The organism is Spongisporangium articulatum (assembly GCF_044465595.1).
Taxonomy (GTDB): Bacteria; Actinomycetota; Actinomycetes; order Actinomycetales; family Kineosporiaceae; genus Spongisporangium; species Spongisporangium articulatum.
In genome coordinates, this window is sequence record NZ_JBITLV010000001.1 from 1,264,471 (window position 1) to 1,275,667 (window position 11,197).

General features: G+C 72.5%; 15 protein-coding genes. 13 read left to right on the plus strand and 2 right to left on the minus strand.

Annotated features, from left to right (window positions below; all coding sequences use genetic code 11):
- Positions 1-2: 2 nt before the first annotated feature.
- The 6 genes from ACIB24_RS05970 (at position 3) to ACIB24_RS05995 (ending at position 4,011) form a co-directional block, all read left to right on the plus strand.
- Complete coding sequence (locus tag ACIB24_RS05970) at positions 3-473, plus strand: Fur family transcriptional regulator (RefSeq protein WP_398276546.1); 471 nt, start codon at positions 3-5, stop codon at positions 471-473.
- Complete coding sequence (gene ygfZ / locus ACIB24_RS05975; protein WP_398276549.1) at positions 466-1,506, plus strand: CAF17-like 4Fe-4S cluster assembly/insertion protein YgfZ; 1,041 nt, start codon at positions 466-468, stop codon at positions 1,504-1,506. The genes ACIB24_RS05970 and ygfZ overlap by 8 nt, the downstream gene beginning before the upstream one ends.
- Before the next feature lie 107 nt (positions 1,507-1,613).
- On the plus strand, positions 1,614-2,219 hold the full coding sequence (locus ACIB24_RS05980; RefSeq protein ID WP_398276552.1) for a helix-turn-helix domain-containing protein: 606 nt from the start codon (positions 1,614-1,616) through the stop codon (positions 2,217-2,219).
- 68 nt (positions 2,220-2,287) lie between these two features.
- Entirely contained in the window at positions 2,288-2,929 is a 642-nt protein-coding gene (locus ACIB24_RS05985) for a hypothetical protein (RefSeq protein ID WP_398276554.1), read from the plus strand.
- A gap of 89 nt (positions 2,930-3,018) precedes the next feature.
- The gene (locus tag ACIB24_RS05990; protein WP_398276557.1) at positions 3,019-3,363 is read left to right on the plus strand and encodes a DUF2516 family protein; all 345 of its coding nucleotides are present in this window, start codon (positions 3,019-3,021) and stop codon (positions 3,361-3,363) included.
- Between the two features lie 99 nt (positions 3,364-3,462).
- Complete coding sequence (locus tag ACIB24_RS05995; protein WP_398276560.1) at positions 3,463-4,011, plus strand: RsiG family protein; 549 nt, start codon at positions 3,463-3,465, stop codon at positions 4,009-4,011.
- 83 nt (positions 4,012-4,094) lie between these two features.
- On the opposite strand, the gene dtd is transcribed toward ACIB24_RS05995, so the two are convergent.
- Together dtd and ACIB24_RS06005 are read right to left on the minus strand one after the other, a co-directional pair.
- The gene (dtd, locus tag ACIB24_RS06000; protein WP_398276563.1) at positions 4,095-4,520 is read right to left on the minus strand and encodes a D-aminoacyl-tRNA deacylase; all 426 of its coding nucleotides are present in this window, start codon (positions 4,518-4,520) and stop codon (positions 4,095-4,097) included.
- 38 nt (positions 4,521-4,558) lie between these two features.
- Entirely contained in the window at positions 4,559-5,350 is a 792-nt protein-coding gene (locus ACIB24_RS06005) for a class I SAM-dependent methyltransferase (RefSeq protein WP_398276566.1), read from the minus strand.
- A gap of 142 nt (positions 5,351-5,492) precedes the next feature.
- Between ACIB24_RS06005 and mshA the strand changes: the two genes are divergently transcribed.
- The 7 genes from mshA to ACIB24_RS06040 are packed head-to-tail and all read left to right on the plus strand — an operon-like array spanning position 5,493 to position 11,194.
- On the plus strand, positions 5,493-6,821 hold the full coding sequence (gene mshA, locus ACIB24_RS06010; protein ID WP_398276568.1) for a D-inositol-3-phosphate glycosyltransferase: 1,329 nt from the start codon (positions 5,493-5,495) through the stop codon (positions 6,819-6,821).
- Positions 6,822-6,832: 11 nt separating this feature from the next.
- Positions 6,833-7,336: a YbjN domain-containing protein gene (locus ACIB24_RS06015; RefSeq protein WP_398276571.1), complete on the plus strand. Its 504-nt coding sequence runs from the start codon at positions 6,833-6,835 to the stop codon at positions 7,334-7,336.
- A 39-nt stretch (positions 7,337-7,375) separates the two neighbouring features.
- Positions 7,376-7,909, plus strand: coding sequence for a nucleotidyltransferase domain-containing protein (locus tag ACIB24_RS06020; RefSeq protein WP_398276574.1), 534 nt, complete (start codon positions 7,376-7,378; stop codon positions 7,907-7,909).
- Complete coding sequence (locus tag ACIB24_RS06025) at positions 7,906-8,259, plus strand: DUF86 domain-containing protein (RefSeq protein ID WP_398276576.1); 354 nt, start codon at positions 7,906-7,908, stop codon at positions 8,257-8,259. The genes ACIB24_RS06020 and ACIB24_RS06025 overlap by 4 nt, the downstream gene beginning before the upstream one ends.
- A 9-nt stretch (positions 8,260-8,268) precedes the next feature.
- Positions 8,269-9,012: a phosphoglyceromutase gene (locus ACIB24_RS06030; RefSeq protein WP_398276579.1), complete on the plus strand. Its 744-nt coding sequence runs from the start codon at positions 8,269-8,271 to the stop codon at positions 9,010-9,012.
- The gene (gene pgeF / locus ACIB24_RS06035; protein ID WP_398276582.1) at positions 9,009-9,860 is read left to right on the plus strand and encodes a peptidoglycan editing factor PgeF; all 852 of its coding nucleotides are present in this window, start codon (positions 9,009-9,011) and stop codon (positions 9,858-9,860) included. The genes ACIB24_RS06030 and pgeF overlap by 4 nt, the downstream gene beginning before the upstream one ends.
- Positions 9,857-11,194 (plus strand): endonuclease domain-containing protein, encoded by a 1,338-nt coding sequence (locus ACIB24_RS06040; RefSeq protein ID WP_398276585.1) that lies wholly within the window; start codon positions 9,857-9,859, stop codon positions 11,192-11,194. The genes pgeF and ACIB24_RS06040 overlap by 4 nt, the downstream gene beginning before the upstream one ends.
- Positions 11,195-11,197: the final 3 nt, after the last annotated feature.

The following is an 11,197-nucleotide window of genomic DNA, read 5'->3' on the forward strand; positions in this document are numbered from 1 at the left end:
CCGTGAGCGTCAGCCCGGAGAGCCTCGACGCGACCCTGCGGGCCCGTGGCATGCGCGCCACCCCGCAGCGCCGGGCCGTGCTCTGCGCGCTGGACGAGCTGGGGCACGCGACCCCCGAGCAGCTCGAGGAGCACCTGCGCGCCCACCCCGCCGACGACGTCCCGGCCGCCAACCTGTCCACGGTCTACCGGACGCTCGAGCTGCTCGAGGAGCTCGGCCTGGTCTCGCACACGCACCTGAACCACACCGCGCCGACCTACCAGGTGGCCGCCCACGCCGACCACTTCCACCTGGTCTGCCGGGGCTGCGGGCGGCTGACGGAGACCGACCTGGAACCGGCCCGGGCCCTGGCCGCCGCCATCGAGGCCGAGCACGGGTTCACGGCGGACCTGGCCCACCTGTCCCTGCACGGGTGGTGCGCGGACTGCCGGGAAGCTAATCGGGCCGCCGAGCGCTTGCACCACCATGACTGAGGCCCTGCTCGCGTCGAGCCCGCTGCTGAACCGCGCGGGCGCCGTCCCCGCCGAGGGCGCCGACGCCGGGGTGGCCTGGCACTACGGCGACCCGGTGCGGGAGCAGCGGGAGCTGGAGGCGGGCCGGGCCCGGGTCGACCTGTCGCACCGCGGCGTGGTCACCGTGTCCGGCCCCGACCGGCTGACCTGGTTGAACTCGCTGACCACCCAGGCGCTCGCGGCGTTGCCGGCGCGCACGTCGGCCGAGGCGCTGATCCTGTCGCCGCACGGGCACGTCGAGCACGCCATGCACCTCGTCGACGACGGCACGACCGTGTGGATCACGGTCGAGCCCGGTACGGCCCCCGCGCTGGTCGAGTACCTGCGTCGGATGCAGTTCATGCTGCGCGTGCAGGTGGACGACGTGAGCGCGGACTGGGCGGTGGTCGCCGAGGCGGTGCGCGGGGAGGGCGCCGAGGGTGGGCCCGTCACGTGGTCGGACCCGTGGCCCCACGTCACCGAGGGCGGCACCGCGTACGGCCCGGACGACGCCGAGCACCCGGGGTGGGCCTGGCGGGAACTGCTCGTTCCCCGGGAGTCGCTGAAAGAGCTTGCGACGGAAGGGGAATGGGCCGGGACGTGGGCGGCCGAGGCGCTGCGGGTGGCGGCCTGGCGGCCGCGACTGGGCGCGGAGACCGACCACCGGACGATCCCGCACGAGGTCGACTGGCTGCGCACCGCCGTCCACCTGCAGAAGGGCTGTTACCGCGGGCAGGAGACGGTCGCCCGCGTGCACAACCTGGGCCGGCCGCCGCGGCGGCTGGTGCTGCTGCACCTCGACGGGTCGGTGGACACGCTGCCCGAGCCGGGGGCCGACGTCCTGCTGCGCGAGGCGCCGGAGGGTTCGCGGGCGCTCGGGCGGGTCACGAGCGCGGCCCGGCACCACGAGTTGGGGCCGATCGCGCTAGCAGTGGTGAAGCGCAACACCCCGGTCGAGGCGGAGTTCGTCGTCGACGGCGTTCCTGCAGCTCAGGAGCCCATCGTCGGCGCCTGAACCGGGTGTCGCGGCTACGCTCCGCCACCGGCGGTGTGACCCGGTTCACCCGTTCGGAGCAGCATTTGAGCTTGCAAATGCTAGCTCTAGCTAGCACTGTGGTGGGCATGAGTTCGTTACGGGTCACGGATCGCATGGGCGATCTGGGCGGCTACCTCAAGGAGCAGCGCGAGAACGCTCGCCTGTCCGTGCGGCAGCTCGCCACCGCGGCCGGGGTGAGCAACCCCTACCTGAGTCAGATCGAGCGCGGCCTGCGCAAGCCCTCGGCCGAGGTGCTGCAGCAGATCGCCAAGGGGCTGCAGATCTCGGCCGAGGCCCTGTTCATGCGCGCCGGGCTGCTCGAGGAGTCCAGCGGGCTCGAGGTGGAGGTCGCGATCTCCAGCGACGTCCACCTCACCGCCCGGCAGAAGAAGGTGCTGCTCGACATCTACAGCACCTTCCGCGACGAGAACGCCCGCGAGCGGGCGCCCGAGTCGTCGGAGGGGCTTCAGCACGAGCTCAAGTCGGTCGAGGAGGCCGTCGATGCCCTGGCAGCCGACGCCCGGGGTCTCGGCGGCCAGGGCTCGGACGACCAGGGCTCCGGGCGCGGTGAAGACCTCGTCGTCGCCCGGAAACCCCGCGCCACGAAGAAGGCGGCCGCTCGCAAGAGCACGGCGAAGAAGGCCGCTACCGGTTCGACCCGCTCGACTCCGAAGCAGGCCTCCGCCGGATGACCCACCGCCGCTGATTCCGCCGGATCCACAGACCCATCCCGAAACAGCCACCCCACCAGGAGGTAGACATGGCTACCAAGACCGCCAACCAGATCCCCGCCGGCCTGCTGGCCGTCGTCGGCGCCGGCGACTTCGCCGTCGAGCAGGTCCGCGCCGCGCTCGACAAGCTGCCCGCCGCCCGCGCGACCTTCGAGGCCCGCGTCTCGCAGGTCCAGGCCGACGTGCAGAAGCGCATCGACGAGTTCGACCCGAAGGCCCTGCAGACGCAGGCCCAGGAGGTGCCGAACACCGTCGCCGCGACCTTCCTGCAGACCGTCAGCAAGGCCCAGCTGCAGGCCGAGACGACGTACGAGACGCTCGCCGCCCGCGGTGAGAAGCTCGTCGAGAAGATCAGCGGCCAGGCCAGCACCAAGGCCTTCGTCGACCAGGCCAACAGCACCATCGCCAAGGGCAAGGCGGCCGTGACGACCGCCCGCAAGGCGACGGACGAGACCGTGGCCTCGCTGCGCGGCACCGTGACCGTGGGCCGCAAGCAGGCCGAGACCGCCACCGAGAAGACGACGACCGCGGCCAAGAAGACGGCCACCACGGCCAAGAAGGGCGCGGCCTCGACCACGACGGCCGCCAAGGGCGCCCGCACGAGCGCCAAGAAGTCGGCGTCGGCCGCGGGTACCGCTGCGAAGGATGCCGCCAAGAAGGTCGGCGACTGACCCGTCGGAGTCAGGTCAGGAACTCAGCTGCGGGCCCGGGGCGTTGTGCCCCGGGCCTGCGGTCGTTCCCAACGGATAGGGTTTGAATCATGGTTGCGGCGTTTACCGTGCAGTGGGTCCTGCTGCTGGCCCTCGCGGGGGCGGCCTTCGGCGTGGAGGTGTTCGCCTTCGTCGACGCGCTGCGCACCCGGGTCGATGCGTTCACCGCGACCGGCAAGCTGACCAAGAACAAGTGGCTGCTGATCACCGGGGTGGCCACGGTCATCGGGCTGATCTTCCTGATCGCCCAGCTGGGCAGCGCCGACATGTTCGTGTTCAACATCGTCAACATCATCGCCTTCGTGGCCGCGGCCGTGTACATGGTCGACGTGCGCCCGGCCGTGCGGTCGATCTCCGGCGGCGGCAGCTCCGGCGGACCGTACGGTGGCTGGTGACATTCGTCGCGCTCCGCTGTTGAGCAGTGACTGAGTGATACGGTGCGGACAGGACCTCGCGAGAGGCCTGCCGCAGCACGCTCAGCCTCAGGAGGCGTTGTGACCGAGTACATGCCCGGAGGGCGCCGCCGCATCGACCGCGTGCTCGCCCCGGACTTCCTCGCCGGTCTGGCCGACCTGGAACTCGCCGACATCCGCGCCCGCCGGATGGAGGCCGACCAGGAGGAGGTCGACCTCTCCTACGCGCGCCGCCTGCTGCAGGGCCGCATCGACATCCTCAAGGCCGAGCAGGAGAACCGTCGCACCGGCCGCCCGACCCCGCCACCCGGCTCACGGGGCGACGAGGCGATCGTCGAGGCGCTGACCCGCATCCTGGCCGACGACCGGCGCGGCGACCACGGACTCGGCAAGCACATGACCGCCACACCGAGCCGGGTCGGTGAGCACCGCCGGGAGGCCGAGCGGGCCGTCGCCGACGTCGGCGGCTCCGACGTCTCCGGCATGGACGACCTGCAGCTGACCGACGCCGTCGAGGGCCTGACCGCGATCGAGCGGACCGTCAGCCGCTCGCGCCGCCAGGTGCAGAACGTGGTCGACACCCTGACCGCCGAGATCGCCCGCCGCTACCAGATGGCCGGCACCCGCTAGACCTGCATTCGCGAGTGGAACGTTCTGCCCCGTAAGCGGCTCGGTGAGGGCCCTTTGCGGGGCATTTCGTTCCACTGGGCGAGTCAGTACTCCAGCAGGATCGTCACCGGGCCGTCGTTGACCAGGTGCACCGCCATGTCGGCCCCGAACCGGCCGGTCTGCACGGTCAGCCCGTGTCCCCGCAGCGCGTCGGCGACGGCCTCGACGAGCGGTTCGGCGACGGCACCGGGCGCCGCCCTGTTCCACGTCGGGCGCCGCCCCTTCGCGGTGTCGGCGTACAGCGTGAACTGGCTGACCAGCAGGACCGGGGCGTCGACGTCGACCGCCGCCTGCTCGTCGCGCAGGATGCGCAGCTGCGCGATCTTGCGCGCCACCGTCTCGACCTGCGCCGGCCCGTCGTCGTGGGTGACGCCGAGCAGCACCACCAGCCCCGGACGTTCCAGCTCGCCGACGGTCTCGCCGTCCACCTCGACGCGGGCCCTGCTGGCCCGCTGCACCACCGCTCGCACGCGCCGAGCCTAGGAGATGCGGCGTTCGAACCCCGGCATCAGTCGAAAACGCCGCTCGGTGGCGGCCATTCGACGGTGATCTCGCCCAGACGCCACCGCGACGGACCGTCCCGCACCGGCCACCCGGCGTCCCGCACCGCCTCGGCCGTGGCGATCCAGCGTTGCCGCACCCCGAAGTCGGCGTGCGGGGCCGCGCGCGCCCAGGCGTCATCCAGCGTCGACAGCCAGTCGTGCGCGCGCTCACCGGGCACGTTCCGGTGGATCAGCGCCTTCGGCAGCCGTTCGGCCACCACCCCCGGACGCTCGAGCCCGGCCAGGCGCAGAGAGATGGTGAGCGAACAGGAACCCTCGGGCGACACCGCGAACCAGCAGGCCCGGCGGCCCACCTCGTCGCACGTCCCGTCGACCAGCAGCCCGCCGGGCGCCAGCCGGACCAGCATCGTGCGCCAGGCCCCCGCCACCTCGGCCTCCGAATACTGCCGCAGCACGTTCAGTGCCCGCACCAGCACGGGACGGCGTGGCCCGGTCGGGATCTCGAACCCGCCGTGCGCGAAGGTCAGCCCGGGCCGCTCGAGCGGGCGGGCGGCGTCCACCCGGGCCGGGTCGATCTCCAGGCCCAGCACCTCGACGTCCGGTCGCACGCGGCGCAGCCGGTCGAACAGCTCCAGCGTGGTGCGCCCGTTCGCGCCGTAGCCGAGGTCGACGACCAGCGGGTCACCCGAGCGGCGTAGCCGGGCCGCCGGGGGGCCGGCCAGCCAGCGGTCGACGCGGCGCAACCGGTTGGGGTTGGTGGTGCCACGGGTGATCGTCCCCTGTGGCCTGGCTCGCACCGGTCAAGCGTAGGGGCGTCTGCTCGCAACGGCAGGGAGTCGACAGTCGCTCCCTTGGGTGGGGCGCGGAAGCATAGGCGCGCCCCGTGGGTTAACGTCCGAGGGGTTTGAAGGCCGGTACAGGGAGGCAGGGACGAGCGGGATGGCACAGGCACGGGACGGCGCGCCCCGGCGCGTGGCGATGGTCTCGGTGCACACGTCCCCCCTGGAGGAGCCCGGCACCGGCGACGCCGGTGGGATGAACGTCTACGTGGTGCAGACCGCCACCCGGCTGGCCCGCAGCGGCGTCGAGGTCGACGTCTTCACCCGGGCCACCGACCGCGGCCTGCCGCCCGAGGTCGAGCTCGCGCCGGGCGTCACGGTGAAGCACGTCGTGGCCGGCCCCTACGCCGGGCTCACCAAGGACGACCTGCCCGGCCAGCTGTGCGCCTTCTCGGCGGGGCTGCTGCGTGAGGAGGCCCGCCACGAAGCCGGCTACTACGACCTCGTGCACACGCACTACTGGCTGTCGGGCCAGGCCGGGGCGCTGGCCGCCGAGCGCTGGAACGTCCCGCTCGTGCACTCGATGCACACGCTGGCCAAGGTGAAGAACGCCGCCCTGGCCGCGGGCGACCGGCCCGAGCCGGCTCTGCGCGTGCACGGTGAGGAGTCCGTCGTCCACACCGCCGACGCCCTGATCGCCAACACCCGCGCCGAGGCCCGCGACCTCGTCCGGCTGTACGCGGCCGAGCCGGCGCACGTCGACGTCATCCCGCCCGGCGTCGACCTGCAGCGGTTCCATCCCGAGCCCGACGGCCGCAACGCGGCGCGGCGCGCCCTGGGGCTGCCGGCGGCCTGCGACGTCGTCCTGTTCGTCGGCCGGCTGCAGCCGCTGAAGGCGCCCGACGTGCTGCTGCGCGCGGCGGCCGACCTGGTCGAGCGGCACCCGCACCGGCGGGAGCGGTTGGTCGTGGCCGTCCTCGGCGGACCGTCCGGGACGGGCCTCGACCGGCCGGACGACCTGCAGAAGCTGGCCGGTGAGCTGGGCATCGGCGACCTGGTCCGGTTCGTCGGCCCGGTCGGGCAGGCCTCGCTGGCCGACTGGTACCGGGCGGCCGACCTGGTGGCCGTCCCCTCGCACAACGAATCGTTCGGGCTGGTCGCGCTGGAGGCGCAGGCTTGCGGGACGCCGGTCGTGGCCGCCCGGGTCGGCGGGCTGCGCACCGCGGTGCAGGACGGCCTCACCGGGCTGCTCGTCGACGGTCACCAGCCGCGGGACTGGGCGCGGGCCCTGGAGGCGATGCTGGCGACGCCGCGGGCCCGCGACCGGATGGCGTCGGCCGCCGTCGCCCACGCCCAGGGGTTCAGCTGGGACGCGACCGTGGCGGCGACGCTCGACCTGTACGGGCGGGTGCAGCGGCCGCGGCTGCTGCGCCCCCGGGCGGTACGGCCGCTGGCCGCCGCGCTGACGGCCGGGGCGTCGGGGGCGTGAACGTGGACGACGTGAGCGGGCTCAAGGAGGCGGCCTCGGCCGCGCTGACGGCGTGGGTCGAGCAGTCGGACGTGCCCAGCGAGCCGGGCGAGCGGCGCGGTGAGGTGGTCGTCGTCCTGCCCGGGGAGCGCAAGCTGAAGACCGTCGTCTCGGTGCTGGTCGGCGATCGCGGCCTGAGCGCGTCGACGTTCCTGATCCGCAAGCCGGAGGAGAACGAGACCGAGTTCTTCCGCTGGATGCTGAACCGCAACGCCAAGCTGCCCGGGATCGCGTTCTCGCTGGACGCGCTGGGGGACGTGTACCTGGTGGGGCGGGTCCCGTTGGCCGGGGTGACCGTGGACACCGTCGACGACCTGCTCGGGGCGCTGCTGGCCACGTCGGACGACTCGTTCAACGAGCTGCTGGCCCTCGGGTTCCTCAGCTCGATGAAGAAGGAGTGGGCCTGGCGCGTCGAGCGCGGGGAGTCCACGAAGAACCTCGAGGCCTTCCGGCACCTGCTGGAGACCACGGAATAGTCACTATCCGCGATAACTACGATCCGCTATATTCGCAGTATGACGGATCAGGAGAGCGCGGCCGAGGCCCTCCTGCGGGCGCGCCTACTCGGCGGTCTCACTCAGACGGAGCTAGCTGGGCGGGCCGGCCTGACCCAGAGCGTGGTCAGTGCCTACGAGTCGGCTCGCCGCCAGCCCTCGGTGCCTGTGTTGCGGGCTCTGGTCGACGCGGCGGGGTTCGACCTCGTTTTCGAGTTGAGGCCGTACCCCGTTGAGCTGGCCCGGCTCAACGGCCCGGTCGGGCGGCGGGTGCGGCGTAACCGTGAAGCTCTGAAGGCCGCCGCCGCGGAGGTGGGCGTCACGAATCTCCGGGTCTTCGGCAGCGTCGCCCGCGGGGAAGACCGCCCGGACAGTGATGTGGACCTGTTGGTCGATCTGCCGGTCGATCAACCGGGGGGCTTCAGTCTGATCAAGCTGATACAGCTCGGTGATGCACTCAAGGGCATCGTCGAGGCCGATGTCGACGTCGTACCGGAGTCCGGGCTCAAGCCCTATGTCCGCGAGCGTGTCGTCCACGAACTCGTCGCCCTGTGAGCTACCGCCACGAGCACCGGCTCCGCGACATTCAGCGCGCCCTCGAGGCGATCCAAAGTCACCTCGACCGGGGCGGTCTCGACGATGGCCTGGTGTTCGACGGTGTCCGCATGCGCATCATCGAGATCGGCGAGGCCGTCAAGTCCCTACCTCCCGAACTCCTGGCGGAGCAGCCGGGCATCGCGTGGGGCGAGATCGCGCGAATGCGCGACCACTTGGCCCATCGCTACTTCGACACGACTTTCGGGGTCGTTGCCGACGTCGTCCGATACGACGTCATCCCGCTACGCGAAGCAGTCGGTGCCCTGCTGACCCGACTGGCGTCCGACGGTGCCTCTGCCACCGACTAGATTGGGCGCATGCCCTACACCCTCGTGCTGCTCCGCCACGGCGAGAGCGAGTGGAACGCCAAGAACCTCTTCACCGGGTGGGTCGACGTCCCGCTGTCGGAGAAGGGGCGGGCCGAGGCCGCGGCCGGCGGGCAGCTCCTGCTGGACGCGGACGTGTTGCCCGACATCGTCCACACCTCGCTGCTGCGCCGGGCCATCACCACGGCCCATCTGGCGCTCGACGTCGCCGACCGGCACTGGATCCCGGTGAAGCGCTCGTGGCGGTTGAACGAGCGGCACTACGGCGACCTGCAGGGCAAGGACAAGAAGCAGACGCTGGAGACGTACGGCGAGGAGCAGTTCATGCTCTGGCGGCGCAGCTACGACCAGCCGCCGCCGCCGATCGCGGACGACAACGAGTTCTCGCAGGCCGGTGACCCGCGCTACGCCGAGCTGGGTTCGGCGATGCCGGCGACGGAGTGCCTGAAGGACGTCGTCGTCCGGATGGTGCCGTACTGGGAGTCGGCCATCGTGCCCGATCTCCGCTCCGGCAAGACGGTCCTCGTGGCCGCGCACGGCAACTCGCTGCGCGCCCTGGTCAAGCATCTGGACGGGATCAGCGACGAGGCGATCGCCGGGCTCAACATCCCCACCGGCATGCCCCTGGTCTACGAGCTGGACGACGAGCTGAAGCCGACCACGCCGGGCGGGCGCTACCTCGACCCGGCAGCGGCCGCCGAGGCCGCGGCGGCGGTGGCCAACCAGGGCCGGTGAGCCCGACCCGGGGAACGGCGGTGGTCTCGGTGCCGGTGCAGCGATTCGGCGGCCTGGCCGTCGAGCCGTTCCGGGCGTTCGCGGAGGCGGGGGCCCAGGTCGCCGTCACCACCCGGGACGGCGGGGTGTCGGCGGGCCGGTACGCGACGCTGAACCTCGGGTTGCACGTGGGGGACGACGCCGCGGCCGTGGTGGAGAACCGGCGCCGGGCGCTCGCCGCGCTCTCCACGACGCTGGACCGCGCGGTCTTCTGCGTCCAGTCCCACGAGGCGCGCGTCGCGGTCGTCGGGGCGGCCGACGCCGGGCGCGGGGCGCGTTCGGAGGCCGACGCGCTGCCCGCCACCGACGCCCTGGTGACGGTCGAGACGGATCTCGTGCTGGCGGTTCTCGTCGCCGACTGCGTTCCGGTGGTGCTGCTCGACCCGGTGCGCCGGGCGCTCGCGGTCGTGCACGCGGGCTGGCGCGGCACGGTCGCCGGAGTGGCCGCGGCGGCGGTGTCGACCCTGGTGGACGGCGGGTCGCGACCGTCGGACCTGCTGGCCGGGATCGGCCCGTCGATCGCTCCCGACGCCTACCAGGTGGGTTCCGACGTGCGCGGCGCCGCGCAGGCCGCGTTCGGCTCGGACGTCGACCGCGTGGTCCGCGCCGACCCCGGCGCGCCGGGTCGCTGGCTGTTCGACCTCTGGCACGCCAACCGGTTGCAGTTGCAGGCGAGCGGCGTGCCGGCCGCCCACATCGACGTGGCGGGGCTGGAGACCGGGCCCGGAACCCCGTTCTACAGCCACCGGTTCGAGGCCGCCCCCGGTGCGCCCACCGGCCGGTTCGGCCTGCTGGCTCGGCTGACATGAACGCTGATTCGTTCCGGGCCGAGGCTTTTCACTACCTGGGGTTCGACGTCGACGCCGACGACGACCGGGTCCGCTGCCGATACGCGCTCGACGAGCTGGAGTTCGTCGAGGAGTTCCGGTTCCCCGGGGGCGGCGACTGGTCGGCCCCGGCGGTGGCCGAGATGGTCCGGTTGCTGTTCCTGCTGGCCGGCGTCTCGTACTACAAGGCCGCCGCGCCGCCCGTCGTAGACTTCGGCGAAACCGCTCTCACGGCAACGGAACTGGACTTCGTGCAGGAGTTCTACCGGCACGGCCTGGGTGAGTTCGCGTACCGGAACGGGCTCGACCTGTCCGGCACGTCGTTCGCGGCCGTCCCGCTGACCCGCGCTACCCCCGCCCCCTACGCGCCGGTGGCCGGCCGGCCGCTGATCCCGTTCGGTGGCGGCGTCGACTCGATCGTGAGTGTCGAGCTGCTGCGCGGCCAGGCCACGGAGCCTGCGCTGTTCGTGGTCAACCGGCCGGGCGACCGGTTCGCGGCGATCGAGGAACCGGCCGTCGTGACCGGGTACCCGGTGGTGCGGGCCGAGCGGCTGATGGACTCCAAGATCCTCCGGTCGCGCGAACTCGGCTTCCTCAACGGGCACGTGCCGGTCACCGGAGTGATCTCGGCGACCGCGCTGGTGGCGGCCGCACTCGAGGGGCGCGATGCCGTCGTCATGTCGAACGAGTGGTCGGCGTCGTCGGCCACGCTCAAGGTCGGCGACCGCGAGATCAACCACCAGTACTCCAAGAGCGAGGCGTTCGAGACCGGCCTGCAGAAGGTGGTGCAGGAGGCCACGGGCGGCGCGCCGCAGTACTTCTCGCTGCTGCGCCCGTTCACCGAGCTGTGGATCGCCGAGCGGTTCGCGCAGCTGTCCCAGTACTTCGGCACGTTCCGCAGCTGCAACCGGGCCTTCCTGATCGACCCCGCCCGGCGGGCGCAGCAGTGGTGCGGCGACTGTGACAAGTGCGCGTTCATCGACCTGATCCTCGCGCCGTTCGTCCCGGCCGGACAGCTGCGGGCGATCTTCGGTGGCCGCGAGCCGTTGGAGCGCCCCGAGCAGTTGCCCCAGTTCCGCACCCTGCTCGCGCTGACCCCCGACGCCAAGCCGTGGGAGTGCGTCGGCGACGAGGCGGAGTGTCGGGTCGCCGCCCGCCTGGCGCTGGCCCGGCCGGACCGTACCGGCAACCCCGTGCTGAGCGAACTGGTCCGGGAGGCGGACGTCTTCACCGACCCGAGCACCGACGAGCTGCTGCGCCCGGTCGGCCACCACGCCGTCCCGGCCCGCTACGCCCCGGCCGACCTCGCGCGCTGAGCC